Source organism: Synechococcus sp. RedBA-s, from assembly GCF_024345495.1.
Taxonomy (GTDB): domain Bacteria; phylum Cyanobacteriota; class Cyanobacteriia; order PCC-6307; family Cyanobiaceae; genus Regnicoccus_A.
In genome coordinates this window covers 16,684-34,344 of sequence record NZ_JAGQBF010000005.1, presented here as the reverse complement: position 1 = coordinate 34,344, position 17,661 = coordinate 16,684, and the positions used below count along the sequence as shown (strand labels likewise).

At 66.2% G+C, this 17,661-nt stretch carries 16 protein-coding genes and 1 riboswitch; of the genes, 10 read left to right on the top strand and 6 right to left on the bottom strand.

Annotation, left to right across the window (positions count from 1 at the left end; genetic code table 11):
• Positions 1-16 precede the first annotated feature (16 nt).
• The 7 genes from ruvB to KBY67_RS02885 all read left to right on the top strand — a co-directional run bounded on the left by ruvB (position 17) and on the right by KBY67_RS02885 (position 5,966).
• The gene (gene ruvB / locus KBY67_RS02915) at positions 17-1,096 is read left to right on the top strand and encodes a Holliday junction branch migration DNA helicase RuvB (RefSeq protein WP_255108542.1); all 1,080 of its coding nucleotides are present in this window, start codon (positions 17-19) and stop codon (positions 1,094-1,096) included.
• Complete coding sequence (locus KBY67_RS02910; protein WP_255108540.1) at positions 1,096-1,902, top strand: tetratricopeptide repeat protein; 807 nt, start codon at positions 1,096-1,098, stop codon at positions 1,900-1,902. The genes ruvB and KBY67_RS02910 overlap by 1 nt, the downstream gene beginning before the upstream one ends.
• Positions 1,899-3,122, top strand: coding sequence for an amidohydrolase (locus KBY67_RS02905; protein WP_255108537.1), 1,224 nt, complete (start codon positions 1,899-1,901; stop codon positions 3,120-3,122). Before KBY67_RS02910 ends, KBY67_RS02905 begins: the two co-directional genes overlap by 4 nt.
• A complete protein-coding gene (locus KBY67_RS02900) occupies positions 3,119-3,385 on the top strand; it encodes a DUF3188 domain-containing protein (protein WP_255108535.1) in 267 nt (88 codons plus the stop codon). The genes KBY67_RS02905 and KBY67_RS02900 overlap by 4 nt, the downstream gene beginning before the upstream one ends.
• A 25-nt stretch (positions 3,386-3,410) precedes the next feature.
• On the top strand, positions 3,411-4,043 hold the full coding sequence (locus KBY67_RS02895) for a HEAT repeat domain-containing protein (RefSeq protein ID WP_255108533.1): 633 nt from the start codon (positions 3,411-3,413) through the stop codon (positions 4,041-4,043).
• 32 nt (positions 4,044-4,075) lie between these two features.
• Positions 4,076-4,203, top strand: a riboswitch (TPP riboswitch).
• Positions 4,204-4,297: 94 nt separating this feature from the next.
• Positions 4,298-5,689, top strand: coding sequence for a phosphomethylpyrimidine synthase ThiC (gene thiC, locus KBY67_RS02890; RefSeq protein ID WP_255108531.1), 1,392 nt, complete (start codon positions 4,298-4,300; stop codon positions 5,687-5,689).
• 127 nt (positions 5,690-5,816) lie between these two features.
• Complete coding sequence (locus KBY67_RS02885) at positions 5,817-5,966, top strand: hypothetical protein (RefSeq protein WP_255108529.1); 150 nt, start codon at positions 5,817-5,819, stop codon at positions 5,964-5,966.
• On the opposite strand, the gene KBY67_RS02880 is transcribed toward KBY67_RS02885, so the two are convergent.
• The 6 genes from KBY67_RS02880 to acpP form a co-directional block, all read right to left on the bottom strand.
• Positions 5,947-7,800, bottom strand: a complete 1,854-nt coding sequence (locus KBY67_RS02880) for a SulP family inorganic anion transporter (RefSeq protein WP_255108527.1) — start codon at positions 7,798-7,800, stop codon at positions 5,947-5,949. The genes KBY67_RS02885 and KBY67_RS02880 overlap by 20 nt on opposite strands.
• 1 nt (position 7,801) lies before the next feature.
• Positions 7,802-8,860, bottom strand: coding sequence for a magnesium transporter CorA family protein (locus tag KBY67_RS02875; RefSeq protein ID WP_255108525.1), 1,059 nt, complete (start codon positions 8,858-8,860; stop codon positions 7,802-7,804).
• A 302-nt stretch (positions 8,861-9,162) separates the two neighbouring features.
• Positions 9,163-10,263 carry a glycosyltransferase family 2 protein gene (locus KBY67_RS02870; protein WP_255108523.1) on the bottom strand — a complete coding sequence of 367 codons (1,101 nt, stop codon included), beginning with the start codon at positions 10,261-10,263 and terminating at the stop codon, positions 9,163-9,165.
• A gap of 35 nt (positions 10,264-10,298) precedes the next feature.
• Entirely contained in the window at positions 10,299-12,311 is a 2,013-nt protein-coding gene (gene tkt / locus KBY67_RS02865) for a transketolase (protein WP_255108521.1), read from the bottom strand.
• 67 nt (positions 12,312-12,378) lie between these two features.
• On the bottom strand, positions 12,379-13,626 hold the full coding sequence (fabF, locus tag KBY67_RS02860) for a beta-ketoacyl-ACP synthase II (protein ID WP_255108519.1): 1,248 nt from the start codon (positions 13,624-13,626) through the stop codon (positions 12,379-12,381).
• 8 nt (positions 13,627-13,634) lie between these two features.
• Positions 13,635-13,877, bottom strand: coding sequence for an acyl carrier protein (gene acpP, locus KBY67_RS02855; RefSeq protein ID WP_006172464.1), 243 nt, complete (start codon positions 13,875-13,877; stop codon positions 13,635-13,637).
• Positions 13,878-14,025: 148 nt separating this feature from the next.
• On the opposite strand from acpP, the gene psaC reads away from it, so the two are divergent.
• The 3 genes from psaC to KBY67_RS02840 all read left to right on the top strand — a co-directional run bounded on the left by psaC (position 14,026) and on the right by KBY67_RS02840 (position 17,622).
• Positions 14,026-14,271 carry a photosystem I iron-sulfur center protein PsaC gene (gene psaC, locus KBY67_RS02850; RefSeq protein WP_006172463.1) on the top strand — a complete coding sequence of 82 codons (246 nt, stop codon included), beginning with the start codon at positions 14,026-14,028 and terminating at the stop codon, positions 14,269-14,271.
• Between the two features lie 133 nt (positions 14,272-14,404).
• The gene (gene glmS / locus KBY67_RS02845; RefSeq protein ID WP_255108517.1) at positions 14,405-16,330 is read left to right on the top strand and encodes a glutamine--fructose-6-phosphate transaminase (isomerizing); all 1,926 of its coding nucleotides are present in this window, start codon (positions 14,405-14,407) and stop codon (positions 16,328-16,330) included.
• Between the two features lie 29 nt (positions 16,331-16,359).
• Positions 16,360-17,622 carry a hemolysin family protein gene (locus tag KBY67_RS02840; protein ID WP_255108515.1) on the top strand — a complete coding sequence of 421 codons (1,263 nt, stop codon included), beginning with the start codon at positions 16,360-16,362 and terminating at the stop codon, positions 17,620-17,622.
• Positions 17,623-17,661 lie beyond the last annotated feature (39 nt).

The following is a 17,661-nucleotide window of genomic DNA, read 5'->3' as shown; positions in this document are numbered from 1 at the left end:
GCCTACTGTCGGGGCCATGGCGATCGTCTCCTCCGCAGCCGGATCCGGCGCCCAGCCGCCGCCGCGGCTGCTGGATCCGCGCCAGCAGCAGACCGGCCCAGGCCAGGATCCGCTGGAGGCCGAGGCCGAAGCTCCCCTGCCCAACCGCGAAGACGGGCTGCGGCCGCGGCGCCTGAGTGATTACATCGGCCAGAGCGAGCTCAAGCAGGTGCTAGGCATCGCTGTGGAGGCCACGCGCCAGCGGGCCGAAGCGCTCGATCATGTGCTGCTCTACGGCCCGCCTGGCCTCGGCAAGACCACCATGGCCCTGGTGCTGGCGGAGGAACTGGGGGTGCGCTGCCGCATCACCAGCGCCCCGGCCCTGGAGCGTCCCCGCGACATTGTCGGGCTGCTGGTGAATCTGCGCCCCCATGAGGTGCTGTTCATCGATGAGATCCACCGGCTCAACCGCGTGGCCGAGGAACTGCTTTATCCGGCGATGGAGGATTTCCGCCTTGATCTCACCGTGGGCAAGGGCACCACGGCCCGTACCCGGGCGGTGCCGCTGGTGCCCTTCACCCTGGTGGGTGCCACCACGCGGGCTGGGGCCCTGAGTTCACCCTTGCGCGACCGCTTCGGCCTGATTCAGCGGCTGGAGTTCTACACCGTCGATGACCTGCAGGCCATCGTCGAGCGGGCCGCTGGCTTGATCGGCCTGGTGCTGGAGGCGGAGGCGGCCGTGGAGGTGGCACGCCGCTGCCGCGGCACGCCCCGCATCGCCAACCGGCTGCTGCGGCGGGTGCGTGATGTGGCCAGTGTTCAGGGGGAGGCGCGCATCGGCCCGCGGTTGGTGGCCGAGGCCCTCAGCCTGCACCGGGTGGATGCCCGCGGCCTCGATGCCAGCGATCGCCGCCTGTTGGAGTTGCTGCTCGGCGGCTACGGCGGCGGCCCCGTGGGCCTCGATACCCTGGCCGCCGGCCTCGGCGAAGACCCGATCACCCTGGAAACCGTGGTGGAGCCCTTCCTGCTGCAGCTCGGCTTCCTGCAACGCACCCCCAGGGGCCGGGTGGCCACCGAGGCGGCACGGCGCCACCTGGGCTGGCCGGAGGCCGCCTGATGCCCAGCTGGCTGGGCATCAGGCGGGGTCTGCTGGCGATCGCTCTGGCCTTGGCCCTGCTGCTGCCGGGCCCGGCGCCGCTCTGGGCCAGCCCCGCCGTTCCGTTGCCGCAGGTGTTCGAGCAGGCCCTCGCCGCCAGCCGCGAGGGCCGCTTCGGCGATGCCCTGCCCCTCTGGGACCAGGTGCTGCAGCAGGCCCCCAGGGATGCCGCCGCCTGGAGTAACCACGGCAATGTGCAACTGGCCCTGGGGCGGGCTGAGGCCGCGATCGCCGATCAGGAGCGGGCGATGGCGCTCGATCCGATCAACCCAGATCCCCACCTCAACCGCGGCACCGCCGAAGAGGCCCTGGGCCAGTGGGAGCGGGCCGCCGCCGATTACCACTGGATCCTGGAGCGGGATCCCGAAGACGCCTCCGCCCTCTACAACCTCGGCAATGTGCAGGGCTCCCTCGGCCATTGGGATCAGGCCAGGGACTGCTTCGAGGCGGCGGCGGCGGCCCGGCCGGGCTTCGCCATGGCCCGCTCCAGTGCGGCCCTGGCCGCTTTTCAGCTGGGGGAGCCGGCCAAGGCTGAGCAGGACCTGCGCAAGCTGGTGCGCCGCTATCCCCTGTTCGCCGATGCGCGGGCGGCGCTGACGGCCCTGCTCTGGCAGCGGGGCGCCGTCGGTGAAGCCGAAAGCAACTGGGCGGCGGCCTCGGGCCTGGATCCCCGCTACCGCCAGCCAGAATGGTTGCTGGAGATCCGACGCTGGCCCCCGGGGCCGGTGCAGGCTCTCGAGAATTTTCTCCAGTTGGTCCAGCGATGAGTTCTGCCGCCCCACCCCGTTCCAGCGGCACCGCGGCGGATCTGTGGCAGCGGCTGGATCTGGCCAGGGCCCTGGAGCAGGCCACGCCCGAGCTGATCGGCCTGCGCCGCCATGTCCATGCCCACCCCGAACTGAGCGGCGCCGAACATCAGACGGCGGCCCTGGTGGCCGGTGAACTGCGCCTGCTTGGTTGGCAGGTGCGCGAAGGCGTGGGCCGCACCGGTGTGGTGGGCGAGCTGGGCCCCCGGGACGCGCCCCTGGTGGCCGTGCGGGTGGATATGGATGCCCTGCCGGTGGAGGAGCGCACCGGCCTGGCCTTTGCCTCCAGCCAGCAGGGCTTGATGCATGCCTGCGGCCACGACCTGCACACCGCCGTGGGGCTCGGTGTGGCGCGGCTGCTGGCCCCCCTGGCGGACCAGCTGGGCGCACGGGTGCGGCTGCTGTTCCAACCGGCGGAGGAGACGGCCCAGGGGGCCGCCTGGATGCTGGCCGATGGCGCCATGGAGGGGGTGCAGGCCCTGTTCGGGCTGCATGTGTTCCCCAGCCTGGAGGTGGGAACGATCGGCGTGCGCAGTGGCAGCCTCACCGCCGCCGCCGGCGAGCTGGAGGTGGAGGTGCTGGGGGAAGGGGGACACGGGGCGAGGCCCCACCAGTCCACCGATGCGATCTGGATCGCGGCCCGGGTGGTGAGCGGCCTGCAGGAGGCGATCAGCCGCCGGCTCGATGCGCTGCACCCGGTGGTGGTGAGCTTCGGGCGGATCGAAGGGGGCAAGGCCTTCAATGTGATCGCCGACCATGTGCGCCTGCTGGGCACCGTCCGTTGCCTGGACACCACCGTGCACGCCGAGCTGCCGGGCTGGATCGAGGACACGGTCCATGCCATCTGCCGGGGCTACGGCGGCGAGGCCCGCGTGCGCTATCGCTGCATTTCGCCGCCGGTGCACAACGACCCCGATCTCACCGACATCGTTGAAGAAGCAGCCCAGGCGTTGCTGGGCCGCCAGCAGGTGCTGCGCCTGGATCAACCGTCGCTGGGGGCCGAGGATTTCGCCCAGCTGCTCAGCGCCGCACCGGGCACGATGTTCCGGCTGGGAGTGGCGGGGGCCGAGGGCTGTGCGCCCCTGCATAACGGCGGTTTCAATCCCGATGAGGGGTCCTTGGCCGTGGGCGTGCAGGTGCTCACCCTCAGCCTGCTGCTGTGGATGGAGCGCCAGGCTTGAGCCGCTCCCGTTCCGCCCTGAGGATGGTGCTGGCCCTCTCGGCCCCGTTGCTGATCCTGCTGGCACTGGTGAGCATGGCCTCTCGCCGCGGGAACCAGCGGCTTGAGGCGGTGCCAGCCCTGCTGATCGGCAGTGGACTGCTGGTCAGCAGTGGTGTGCGTCGGGCCCGGCATCGGCGCACCCTGCTGGAGGCGCTGCAGCAGGCCACACCGGGGCAGGCGCAGGCCCCCGGCGCCGGTCACGTGAATGGGGTGGGAGGGTGAAGCACCCGAACCCTGAGCCGAGGCCATGGCCGATCAAGACTCCGTCAACCCGGCTGGCCTGAACCCAGAGCAGATTCGCGAGGCCATCGTCTCCGGTGATCCAGCCCGCGCCCTGCCGGCGCTGGTGGGGCTTCGGCGGCTGGAGGCGGAGCAGGCGGTGCCGCTGCTGCTGCTGGGTCTGGAGCAGGAACAGTTCATCGCGCGCTCGATCAGCTGCGCGGGCCTGGGGGTGAAGCGCAACGAGGCGGGCTGGCAGGCCCTGACGACGGCCCTCAGCGCCGATGAGGACGCCAATGTGCGCGCCGAAGCCGCCAATGCCCTGGCCAGTTACGGGGTGGAGCGGGCCTGGCCACTGCTGCGCCAGTCGTTCGTGGCCGACGACCAGTGGCTGGTGCGCTGCAGCATCCTCTCGGCCCTGGCGGAGCAGGCGGAGATCGAGCCCGGCGTGCTGCTGGAGCTGGCCCAGATGGCCATCGCCGATACCGATGGCAGCGTGCGCGTGGGCGGCACTGAGATTCTCGGCCGGATCGTCCGGGATGCCGGCGCCAACTCGGAACAGACGGAGATCAGTGAGGCGGCGCGCCAGGGATTGATCGGCCTGCAGCAGGATCCCGACCATCGGGTGGTGGCGGCGGTCCTCAATGGTCTGCAGGGCTGAGAGTCCGTTTCCGGCCAGGCTTGCTAGGTTTTGGGCGTCACTAGGGGTGCCCGGCCCGAGCACGCTTCCCACCGGAAGAGCGCTTCAGGCCCTGGCTGAGATCACACCCTCCGAACCTGATCCGGGTCGTGCCGGCGCAGGGAAGTGTCCCGAATGCAACCGCGGTCCGATCGGTCCCGGTGGCGCCCGGATCCGGAGTTGTGCCATCGCCTCCCAGCGGCCCCCGGTCCGAACGCCCTTTTCACGAGTCGATCATGCGCAGCGCCTGGATTGAGAAGCGTCGTGGTGACGCCAATGTGTCGCAGATGCATTACGCCCGCCAGGGTGTGATCACCGAGGAGATGGCTTATGTGGCCAAGGGCGAGAAGCTGCCTGAATCGCTGGTGATGGAGGAGGTGGCCCGGGGCCGGATGATCATCCCCGCCAACATCAACCACACCAATCTGGAGCCGATGGCGATCGGCATCGCCTCCAGATGCAAGGTGAATGCCAACATCGGCGCCTCCCCCAACGCCTCCGACCTCGATGAGGAAGTGGCCAAGCTGCGCCTGGCGGTGAAGTACGGCGCCGATACGGTGATGGACCTCTCCACCGGTGGCGTCAACCTCGATGAGGTGCGCACGGCGATCATCAACGCCTCCACGGTGCCGATTGGCACCGTGCCTGTGTATCAGGCGCTGGAGAGCGTGCACGGCTCGATCGAGAAGCTCGACGAAGACGACTTCCTGCACATCATCGAGAAGCACTGCCAGCAGGGCGTCGATTACCAGACCATCCACGCTGGCCTGCTGATCGAGCACCTGCCGCTGGTGAAGGGACGCCTCACCGGGATCGTGAGCCGCGGCGGCGGCATCCTGGCCCAGTGGATGCTGTATCACCATCGCCAGAACCCGCTGTTCACGCGCTTTGATGACATCATCGAGATCTTCAAGCGCTACGACTGCAGCTTCTCCCTGGGTGATTCGCTGCGCCCCGGCTGCCAGCACGATGCCTCCGATGCCGCCCAGCTGGCGGAACTGAAAACGCTGGGTCAGCTCACCCGCCGCGCCTGGGAGCACGATATCCAGGTGATGGTGGAAGGTCCGGGCCATGTGCCGATGGACCAGATCGAGTTCAACGTCAAGAAGCAGATGGAGGAGTGCAGTGAGGCGCCCTTCTATGTGCTCGGCCCCCTGGTGACCGACATCGCCCCGGGCTACGACCACATCACCAGCGCCATCGGCGCCGCCCTGGCCGGCTGGTACGGCACGGCGATGCTCTGCTATGTGACGCCGAAGGAGCACCTCGGCCTCCCCAATGCCGAAGACGTGCGTGAGGGACTGATCGCCTACAAGATCGCCGCCCACGCCGCCGACATCGCCCGCCACCGCCCCGGCGCCCGCGACCGCGACGACGAACTCAGCCGCGCCCGCTACGCCTTCGACTGGAACAGGCAGTTCGATCTCTCCCTCGACCCCGAGAGGGCCCGTGAGTACCACGACGAAACCCTGCCCGCCGACATCTACAAGCAGGCCGAGTTCTGCTCGATGTGCGGTCCCAAGCACTGCCCCATGCAGACCAAGATCACCGACGAGGATCTGGCTGGTCTCGAGGAGGTGCTGAAGGCGCAGGAGGCCGCCGCAGCGGGCCAACCCGTGGGGGTCTGAACCAGGAGGCTCTGGGCTTTGGCAAGGCCTCTTCCCAGGACTGGCCTGATTGATCGGGGATCTGATCGGGGATCTGTGGGTGGGTCCTAATGCACAAGTGGTTCACGGGCCCGCCCAAGCATCGTTGATGCCGAGAGTGTTCGACTCGGATTCCTTTCCCGGGTTGCAGCAGCTGCTCAGCCTCGCGCCGCTGCAGCCCTCCGGGATCCTCACCGTGATGATCACCACAGCGCTCGCCCTGCTGCTGGCGGGCCTGCTCAACCGCCGGCTCGCCTGAAGCCGCCATCGGATGTCCCTTGGTCACAGGAAGCGTCAGCGCTGGCTTTGGCTTGATCCTCCCAGTCAACCCAATCAACGGCGTGGGCTTTGAGATAACAGCTGACGGCCTGCCCAACCGTGGCAAAAAACCGTTCTTCTCCAAATTGTGAGAACAGCCCGAAGCGCTTGAGTTTGTCTTTGACTGGATCTTTCATCTCGGCGAAGCCGAGCATGATTCCGGCCTTCGCCAAGGTGTGATCCAGCTCATCCAGAGTGTCTGCGGAGGTGACATCAATGCTGGTGACAGGCTCGGCCTCCACGACGAGCCAGTTCACCAGAGATGGTGATGACTCAAGGGCCGTCATCACGCGATCCCGAAATAATTCGGCATTGGCGAAAAACAAGGGCGCATCCCACCGGAACAAAACCAGGCCCGGGACCAGGCGTGACTCCGGGTAACGGCCGATGTCGTGATACCCCTTGACACCATCGACCCGTCCCAGGACAGCGGAGTGGGGACGCCAGCCATCCCAGAGAAACTCGATCACGGCAATGGCGATCGCCAGCCCGATACCAGGAATGGCGCCAAAGACAGCGACCCCGGCCAGGCAGACCATCGACAGCCAGAACTCCCAGCGCTGGATGCGGTAGATGCGTCGAAGGTCAGCCACCTCGATCAAGGTAATCGCTGAAGCAATCACTACCCCTGCCAGCGCGGCGGTTGGCAGGTTTCGCAAAAGGTTCGGCGCCGCCAGGAGCAACGCGGCGACCGTGACTGCACCGACGACTCCGGTCAACTGGGTCTTGGCGCCTGCCGCCTCGGCCACCGGAGTGCGCGACGTGCTTGCGCTGATGGGGAGGCCCTGAAACAAACCTGCGACCAGGTTGGCTGCGCCCAATCCGACCATCTCCTGATTGGCATCGATCGTGTCCCCCAGTCGCGCGGCATAGGTTCTCGACAGCACGCTCGTGTCAGCGAACGACACGAGGGCGATGGCGCAGCCACCGAGCAACACCGGCACGAGGTCGCCCGTGCTGATGGTGGGGATGGACAAAGCGGGCAGCCCTCTGGGAAGAGGACCGAGCACCGTCACTCCGAATCGGGTCGCAAGATTCAGCACTGAGACGATGACGGTCGCGGCAACGACAGCCAGCAGAACCCCCGGGACGCGCCTGCTGCGCCTCAGGAGCCCGATCATCACCAAGGTGCCGATGCCAAGGGCCAGCGCTGCCCCGTTCGTGCTTCCGGCCAGCACCGCTGCCACAAAGGCCTGGGCTTCGATCAGCAGTCCGTCTCCCTTGACCGTGAAACCGAACAGGGCAGGCAGCTGGCTGACCAGCACGGTCAGAGCGATGCCGTTCATGTAGCCGTAGCGGATCGGCTTGGAGAGCAATTCGGTGATGAAACCCAGGCGAGCGGTTCCCGCAAGAACGCACAGGCTGCCGGAGACGAGGGCCAGCATTCCGGCCAGGGCCATGGCGCGCTGGGAATCACCCGCAGATAGCGGCAGCACGATGCCGAGGATGAGGGCGACGAGCGAAGAGTCCGGTCCCAGGACCAGCATCCGGCTGGGGCCGAACAGGGCATAGGCGAGCAAGCCGAAGATGGTGGCATACAGGCCACAGATGGGTGGAACACCGGAAGCCACCGCGTAGGCAATGCCGACCGGCAGCAGCACGGCCGTCAAGGCGAGGCCGGCCATGATGTCATGGCGGAGCCAGGCGACCCTGTAGTGGCCGATGGCAGAGAGACCAGGGACCCATCGCCTCCAGCCAGTGGGAGTTTGACGCCGCTTGATGCGTGGGTTGGCAGAGGGGGAGAGGGGCGTTGGGGGAGGTGTCGAGGCGCCCATGTCAAAGAGGCCTGCTTCGCCTCGAACCGGTTCGCTTCCGGTCCAGCCTGCTGAGGACGTAGTAACTGGCGAAGGCGATGATGATCATGACGAGCATGAACGCCGGATAGGACACCCTCCAGTTCTTGGGGCCTGTGATCATCGACCATTCGGACATCCCCCCGATGCCGGCAAGCAGCGTCAACGGCATAAAGATCGTGGTGATCAATGTCAACCGCCTGACGGTAATATTTGTTTCATTGGCCGCTTTAGCCATTTCATTATTTAACATTGAAAGATACATTTCCATCAAGCTGGTAACGATATCTCGATAGGATTCAGTCAGCTCGAAAAATCTGACAAGATGATCGTAGATGTCGCGATAATGATAGATTGACTGCTCTGAGATGAACGGACAATCCCTGCGGCATATCCTCCCGAGGATCTCGCGTTCGTGAAAGAGGCTCTTGCGAAGCCTTAGCAGATACCGCCTAAACCGAATCAATTCGGCCGGCTTGAAGCTCGCTGGGTCCGAGATCAGGGCCCCTTCCACATCGTCCAACTCGTCCTCGAGCGCCTCAATGGCAACAAACTTCTGATCCACAACATCATTCAGAATCAGGTGCATGACCTGGGAAGGCCCTTGCCGCTCCACCGCCCCCTCAAAGCTCTTCTCGACTAGGCGTTGAATTCCCTCTAGAAAGGGCCGCCGGCCTGCGCTGAAGTGACTGATGCTGACCAGGAACTTCTCACCGATGAACAAATTGATTTCACCCACCTCCAGGGCACCATTGCCATACTCAAACGTGTTAAAGAGAATAAATGTATTATTCGGAAAATCTTCGATCTTGGGAATCTGATTTTCATCAAAGCAATCCTCGATCGAAAGGTGATGCAGGCCGAGCAACCCCACCAGCTCCTCGAGCTCCACCCTGGTGGCCTCGTTGTAGTGCAACCAGGCGAAACCACACTCCTCCGCTGCCGCCACAGCAGCCCTGGCCGTCCCGACGCGCTTCGGAGGGCCGCTGCTGCCGATCTGGTAAAAGCAGGAGCCAGACACGTCGTCCTGATCGGATGCCAACTACTAGCGTAGGAAGGGAATGATGGGAATTGGAAATCTATTTGTTACTTCTATTCATCACGACCTCCGGAAAGGTCCCCAGGCATTTACGCCAACACAGCGGATTCAAGCCTGCCGTGTCATGCGTCACACCAGCCATGACACCACAAGAATGGCGAGGGCTGCCAACGCTTTGGTTGCCAGGCGAGGAGTTCGGCCATTGGTCCTGCGCCCGATGGAGTGGTCAGCTCAGTGATCCTCACGCACCGTGATGGCGTGCCAATCCTGGGTCGTAAGGATGGAGCGGTGGTGGGATCCGCTGCTTAGGGCGTGTTCCACACGAACCGCGAGGAGGCCGCATAGTTCCAAACAAACACCACCAAAATGCCGGCCAGTTGGGCCAGGAACGTGTTGCGGGACACCAGGTTGTAGAAGGTGGAGGCCACGCCCACATTGGCCAGCACCGGCAGGGAGGCCACCAGCAGGAACTTGAGCAGTCCCTTCAGCAGGGCTGTTCCCTGCTGGCGCTGGAAGCGGAAGGTGAGGGCGTTGTTGATCAGGTAGTTGGTGCTGGCGGCCACCACCACCGCAATCGGCAGCGCTTGCTTGAAGGCCAGCCCATCCGTGCTCATCAACGCCTGCACCACCAGCATCTGCACCGCCACTCCGCTCAGGCCCACCAGTGCAAAACTGATGGCGCGGCGGGGGATCGCGCGCAGCAGCAATGTGTGCAGGATCGAGACCCCCAGGTCCCAGACGATCGCCAGATCCAGCTTGGAATCACCGGCCACCCGGGCCTGGAAGCGCAGGGGGATCTCACTGACCCGCAGCGATCCGCGGCTGATCGAGAGCAGCTCGTAGAGAAACTTGAATCCGTTCACATCTACCCGCCGCACATGGCGAAGCACGGCCTCCGGCCTCAGGGCAAAAAAGCCGCTCATGTAATCGGTGAGGCGGCGGTAGCCCGGCAGGCTGTAGCGGGCGATCGTGTTGGCCCAGGTGGAATTGCGTGTGCGCTTCTCACTCAGCCCATGGATGGCGGCGTCAGGATGGAAACGGCTGCCCACCACCAGATCGCTGCCGCTGCTGAGCAGGGCTTCCACCGCCGCTTCCACTGCCGCCGGTTCGTGCTGGCCGTCGCAGTCCATCACCACAATCACATCGCCGGTGGCATCGAGGATGCCCTCCTTGATGGCGCTGGCCAGGCCGGCACGCCCCACCCGACGGATCAGGCGCACCCCAGCCTGACCGTGGGCCAGCTGCTTGACCAGATCGGCTGTGCCATCGGCCGAGTCGTCGTCCACGAACAGCACTTCAAGATCGAAGTGTTGCTTCAGCGGCAGCAGTTCCTCCAGGATCCTGCCGACGTTCTGCCGTTCGTTGTACGTCGGCAGAACGATGGACAGGCGCTCGGGTGCAGTCATTGAAGCCGGTGCCTGGATTGTGGAGGCTGAGCGGCTCAGAGCGCCTTGGCCTTGGCGACCACATTCTCCACGGTGAAGCCGAACTTCTCCAGGCAGGTGGGGCCAGGGGCGGAGGCACCGAAGCGGTCGATCGAAACGGTGTCACCGTCGAGGCCGACGTACTTGTGCCAACCGAAGGAGCCGGACGCTTCCACGACCAGACGCTTGCGCACCGCAGCCGGCAGCACTGACTCGCGGTACCCGGCGTCCTGCTCCTCAAACAGCTCCACGCAGGGCATCGACACCACCCGCACGTTGCGGCCTTCGCCGCGCAGCTGGGCTGCCGCCTTCACGCAGAGGTCCAGTTCGGTGCCGGAGCCGATCAGGATCAACTCGGGGCTGCCGTCGCTGTCCTCCAGGATGTAGCCACCTTTGGCCACATGCTCGGGGGCCGAGTTCGGCTGGTTGACCATCGCTTGGCGGCTGAGGGCGAGCACCGTGGGTCGTTTGCGGTTGGTCACCGCCACCTGGTAGGCGCCACTGGTTTCGTTGCCATCGCCGGGGCGGATCACCAGCAGATTGGGGATTGAGCGCAGCGAGGCCAGGGTTTCCACCGGCTGGTGGGTGGGACCGTCTTCGCCGAGGCCGATCGAATCGTGGGTGAGCACGTAGATCACACCCAGCTCACTGAGGGCCGAGAGGCGCATGGCGCCCACCATGTAGCCGGCGAACACCAGGAAGGTGCCGCCGTAGGGGATCAGGCCGCTGTCGTGATAAGCGATGCCGTTGAGAATCGCCGCCATGGCGTGCTCGCGCACACCGAAGTGCAGGTAGCGGTTGGCTTCGCTGCCCTTCTGGAAGCTGCCTTCCCCCTTGATGTCGGTGAGGTTGGAGTGGGTGAGGTCGGCGGAGCCGCCGATCAGCTCGGGCAGGTCGGGGCCGATCGCGTTGAGCACGTTGTAGGAGTACTGGCGGGTGGCCAGACCCTTGTCTTCGGGGGTGAAGCGAGGCAGATTCCTGCCCCAGCCCTGGGGCAGTTCACCGCGCAGCATGCGCTCGAATTCGGCGGCTTCGGCCGGGTACTCGCTGCGGTAGGCCGTCAGGGTGTTGTCCCACTCGGCTTCCAGGGCCGCGCCGCGCTCGCGGGCCTGGCGCCACTGGTCGTAGGCCTGCTCAGGAACCTCGAAAGGACCGTAGGTCCAGCCCAGTGACTTGCGGGTCAGATCGGCCTCCTCAGCGCCCAGGGCGGCGCCGTGCACTCCGGCGGTGTCGGCCTTGTTGGGGGAGCCGTAGCCGATCGTGGTGGTCACCTTGATCAGGCTGGGCTTGTCGGTGACGGCCTTGGCCGCTTCGATCGCCTTGCTGATCGCTTCGATGTCGGTGTTGCCTTCGGCCACGTGCTGCACGTGCCAGCCGTAGGCCTCATAACGCTTGAGCACATCCTCGGTGAACGACACCTTGGTGTTGCCGTCGATCGTGATGTGGTTGTCGTCGTAGAGGGCGATCAGCTTGCCCAGGCCCAGGTGGCCGGCGAGAGAGGCGGCTTCACTGGAGATGCCCTCCTGGTGGCAGCCGTCGCCCATGATCACGTAGGTGTGGTGATCGACCAGCGGGGCGCCCGGGCGGTTGAACTTTGCGGCCAGGTGGGCTTCGGCGATCGCCAGACCAACGGCGTTGGAGATGCCCTGACCTAGAGGTCCGGTGGTGACTTCAACCCCGGGGGTTTCAAAGGTTTCGGGGTGGCCGGGGGTCTTGGAGCCCCACTGGCGGAACTGCTTGATGTCCTCGATCGAGACACTGTCGTAGCCGCTCAGGTGCAGCAGCGCGTAGAGCAGCATGCAGCCATGGCCGGCCGAGAGCACAAAGCGGTCGCGGTTGAACCACTTGGGGTTGGCCGGGTTGTGGCGCAGGTGGTTGTTCCAGAGCGCGTAGGCCATCGGCGCCGCGCCCATCGGCAGGCCTGGATGCCCCGAGTTGGACTTGTTGATCGCGTCGATCGCCAGGAAGCGAATGCTGTTGACGCAGAGGTTGTCGACGGACAGGGTGTCCACTGTGGGGGCGGCGACCATGGTTGGGGGGAGGTGTGAGGAGGGGAGTGGGCGTTCCGGGCGGCGGATGACTGGCGTGGCCAGGCCTTCAGCGCATCCGACGGAAGGCAAGGCAGACGTTGTGGCCGCCAAATCCGAACGAATTGGAGAGCACGACGTTCAGGTTCTGTTCCCGCGCCTGATTGGGCACGACATCCAGATCACAGGCCGGATCTGGATTTTGATAGTTGATCGTAGGTGGTACCAGGTTGTGGCCTATCGCCAACACCGCAGCCACCGCCTCGATGCCGCCACTTCCGCCCAGCAGGTGGCCGGTCATCGACTTGGTCGAACTGACGGGGATGCGATAGGCGTGCTCGCCGAGGGCCGCCTTGATCGCCGCGGTCTCGTTGCTGTCGTTGGCCTGGGTGCTGGTGCCGTGGGCATTGACGTAATCCACCTGCTCGGGCTCCAGCCGCGCATCGGCCATGGCCAGGCGCATCGCTTCGGCGCCACCGAGGCCCCCCGGCGTGGGCGAAGTGATGTGGTGGGCGTCGCAGGTCATGCCGTAGCCCACCACCTCGGCGAGGATCTCCACTCCCCGGGCGCGGGCGTTTTCGAGGCTTTCGAGCACCAGGATCCCGGAGCCCTCGCCGATTACGAAGCCGTTGCGCTCGGCGTCGAAGGGACGGCTGGCCGTGGCGGGGTCGTCATTGCGGAAGGAGAGCGCCTTGGCACTGGCGAAGCCGGCCACCCCCAAGGGCGTGATCGCCGATTCAGCTCCGCCACACACCATCGCGTCGGCCAGGCCCAGCTGAATCAGGCGGAAGGCATCGCCGATGGCGTTGGATCCAGCCGCACAGGCCGTGGAGACAGCGCTGCTGGGACCCTTGGCCCCCAGAGCGATCGCGGTCAGCCCGGCCGCCATGTTCGGAATCATCATCGGCACGCAGAACGGGCTGACCCGATCAGGTCCCCGGTCGGCGAGCACATGGGCCTGGGTCTCCATCATCAGCAGGCCGCCCACGCCCGAGCCGATCGCCACACCGATGCGGTGCTGGGTGCTCTCGTCGATCACGAGCTGCGCCTGCTCCACCGCCTGCTTGGAGGCCACCACGCCGAACTGGCAGAAGCGGTCCCAGCGTTTGGTCTCCTTGCGATCCAACACACCACTGGGATCGAAGTTCTTCACCTCGGCCGCAAAACGACAGGCATGCCGTGAGGCATCAAACAGGGTGATCGCTGCCACCCCATTGGAGCCGAGCCGCAAGCCGTCCCAGTACTGGGAAACGTCGTTGCCGATCGGTGTGACCGCGCCGAGGCCCGTGACCACGACACGGCGGAGACCCTCCACCATCGACACCCTCAGGCCTGCTTGTCCAGGATGTACTTGACGGCGTCACCGACGGTGGTGATGCCTTCGGCCGACTCGTCGGGAATCTCGATGTCGAAGGCCTCTTCCAGGGCCATGACCAGTTCCACCGTGTCGAGCGAGTCGGCGCCCAGATCATTCTGGAAGTTCGACTCTGGCTTCACTTCAGCGGCATCGACGCTGAGCTGCTCGGCAACGATCGAACGGACTTTCTCGAAGATCGCTTCCTGTGACATGGCCGGTGTGTGGGAGGCCGCATCCTACGGGTCGCCCTGAACGGCTCCCTGGCCCGTATGAAAAAGGATGACGGCCTCGGGCCCCTGACCCTGGGCTTCCGAACTGGTTGAGTACTTTGACCAGACGCCGTTCGCTCTCTGGCCGGGCATGTCCCATTCAGTCAAGATCTACGACACCTGCATCGGCTGCACTCAGTGCGTCCGTGCCTGCCCTCTCGACGTCCTCGAGATGGTTCCCTGGGACGGCTGCAAAGCTGGCCAGATCGCCTCATCGCCCCGCACCGAAGACTGTGTCGGTTGCAAGCGCTGCGAAACCGCTTGCCCCACCGACTTCCTCAGCATCCGCGTCTATTTAGGAGATGAAACCAGCCGGAGCATGGGTCTGGCCTACTGAGGCCTTCATCCGCTCTGTGCACCTCGGCCCGGCTTTGTCGGGCTTTTTTCATGCCTGCACCCCGTTCCTGTCCAGCGCACTGGGCGCGCGGGGGCTGATCCTTTAGAAACAGCCAAAGTCCGGCCCTTCAGCCATGTGCGGCATCGTTGCGGTCATCGGCTCCCGTGAGGCGGCCCCCCTGCTGCTGGAGGGCCTGCGCCAGCTCGAATACCGCGGCTACGACTCCGCCGGCATCGCCACCGTCGAAGCGCCCGAGCCTGGCAGTGGCCACTCAGCCGGGCGACTCGCCCTGTTGCGGGCCGAAGGCAAGCTCGTCAACCTCACCGCCCGCTACGAGGCCCAGGGGGCCCTGGGCCACTGCGGCATCGGCCACACCCGCTGGGCCACCCACGGCAAGCCGGAGGAGCGCAATGCCCACCCCCATCTCGATGGCAGCGGCAGCCTGGCGGTGGTTCAGAACGGCATCATCGAAAACCACCGCCTGCTCAGGGAGTCGCTGCAGGCTGAGGGGGTTCATTTCCGCTCCGACACCGACACCGAGGTGATCCCCCACCTGGTGGCCCGGACGCTGGCTGTGCTGCAGCGCTCGGGCCACCAGCCCTCCCCCCAGCTGCTGCTCGAAGCCGTGCAGCGGGTTCTGCCCCAGCTGCATGGGGCCTATGCCCTGGCTGTGGTCTGGGCCGCCGCCCCCGGTGCGGTGGTGGTGGCCCGCCGTCAGGCGCCGCTGGTGATCGGTCTGGGGGAGGGGGAATTCCTCTGCGCCAGCGACACCCCCGCCCTGGCGGGGTTCACCCGCACCATCCTTCCGCTCGAAGACGGCGAAACGGCCCTGCTCACTCCGCTGGGCATCGAGCTCTACGGGCCAACGGCGGAGCGGGTGACGCGCGCCCCCAGTCTGCTGAAGGGCACCGAGCACGTGGCGGACAAGCGCAGCTTCCGCCATTTCATGCACAAGGAGATCCACGAGCAGCCGGAAACGGCGGCGCTGTGGGTGGCCCGCCATCTGCCCACTGAATCGCTGGGAGTGCCCGGCACCCCGTCGCTGGTGGCCCTGCCGCTGCCGGATCAGCTCTTCGACGGGGTGGAGCGGATTCAGATCCTCGCCTGCGGCACCAGTCGCCATGCGGCCCAGGTGGGGGCCTACCTGCTGGAGCAACTGGCGGGACTGCCCACCGCGGTGCACTACGCCAGCGAATTCCGCTACGCGCCGCCGCCGCTGGTACCCCACACCCTCACCATCGGCGTCACCCAGTCGGGTGAGACCGCCGACACCCTGGCGGCGCTGCAGATGGAGCAGAAGCGCCGGGAGCTGATTGCCGATCCGGCCTTCGCCCCCAGGTTGCTGGGCATCACCAACCGGCCCGAGAGCTCCCTGGGCCGGCTGGTGCCCCACCTGCTCGACATCGGCGCCGGCATCGAGGTGGGTGTGGCCGCCACCAAGACTTTCCTCGGCCAGCTGCTGGCCTTCTACGGCCTCGCCCTCTCCTTCGCCGAGCGCCGCTCCAGCTGCTCCCCGGCCCAGCTGCTTCAGCTGGTGGCCGGGCTGAGGGCCCTGCCCGCCCAGCTGCAGGTGCTGCTGGAAGAGCAGGATCTGCTCTGCGCCGAGCTGGCCCACCAGTTCGCCGACACCCAGGATGTGATCTTCCTGGGCCGTGGCATCAACTTCCCGATCGCCCTCGAAGGGGCCCTGAAGCTCAAGGAGATCAGTTACATCCACGCCGAGGGCTACCCGGCCGGTGAGATGAAGCACGGCCCGATCGCCCTGCTGGATGCGAGGGTGCCGGTGGTGTCGATCGCGGTGCCCGGCAGCGTCTTCGACAAGGTGCTCTCCAACGCCCAGGAGGCCAAGGCCCGCGATGCCCGGCTGATCGGTGTGGCCCCGCGCGGCCCCGACACCGAGATCTTCGATGTGCTTCTGCCGGTGCCGGAGGTGGATGAGCTGCTCAGCCCCCTGTTGACGGTGATTCCGATGCAACTTCTCTCGTATCACATCGCCGCCCACCGCGGCCTTGATGTGGATCAGCCCCGCAATCTGGCCAAGAGCGTCACCGTGGAGTGAACCTCAACCTGCTCGCTGCTCTCCTTCCCATGCGCCTGCTCGTTCTGCTGCTGGCCCTGCTGGCGCTGCTGGCCTTCTTCGCCGCCAGCGAGTTCGCCCTGATTCACCTGCGGCCCAGCCGGGTCAAGGTGCTTGCCGCCGACGGTCACGGCGGTGCCCTCTCGGTGGAGCGGCTGCAGCAGCGCCTGCGCCGGGTTCTGGTGGCCACCCAGCTGGGGGTGGCCCTGGCGATGGTGGCCCTCGGCTGGGCTGGCCGTGGTCTGGCGGTGCGGCTCGATCCCGGGGCTGAGCGCCTCTGGTTGGATGTGGTGGTGTTCCTGGGCCTGGTGGGGCTGGCCACCGTGATCGGCGGTGTGGCCCCCAAAGCCTGGGTGATGCACCGGCCGGAGAGCTCGGCCCTGCAGCTGGCGCCGTTGCTGGAGTGGGTGATCCGTACGCTCTGGCCGTTGTTGATTCTGGTGGAGCGGTTCGCCAATGGTCTGCTGCGCCTGCTGGGTCTGCCGCGCAACTGGGATGAGCTGGTGCCCGCCCTCTCCGCCGGCGAGCTGGAAACCCTGATCGAATCCAACAGCGTCACCGGTCTGCTGCCGGATGAGCGCAGCATTCTCGAAGGGGTGTTCTCCCTGCGAGACACCCAGGTGCGGGAGGTGATGGTGCCCCGCTCCGGCATGGTCACCCTCCCCCTGGAGGTCACTTTCGCTGAGATGATGGAGGCCGTACATGCCACCGCCCACGCCCGTTTCCCCGTCATCGGTCAGTCGCTTGATGACGTGCGCGGTGTGCTCGATCTGCGTCGCCTGGCCGAACCGATTGCCCAGGGGCAGCTGCAGGGCGACACGCTCCTGGCCCCCTTCATCACCCCGGTGGCACGGGTACAGGAAACGGTGTCCCTGGCGGTGCTGCTGCCGCTGATCCGCAGCGGTCAGCCCCTGCTGGTGGTGGTGGATGAACACGGCGGCACCGAGGGCCTGGTGACGGTGGCCGACCTCACCAGCGAGATCGTCGGCGATGAGGATGATCTGATCACGATCCGCCAGAACCTGCAGCGCCTTCAGGACGACACCTGGCTGGTGGCGGGCGATCTGGAGATCTTCGAGCTCAACCGCCAGCTTGACCTCGCCCTGCCGGAGGCCGACGGCCACCACACCCTGGCTGGCTTCATGCTGGAGCGGCTGCAACACATCCCGGCCCCCGGGGAGAGCCTGCGCTGGAAGGGACACCAGTTCGAGATCAGCGCCATGGACGGCCCCCGCATCGAGCGGGTTCAGATCACTCGCCGCGCCTCCGACTGAGGCAACGACTCAGCAGCGCTGACGCAACCGGAGCGGATG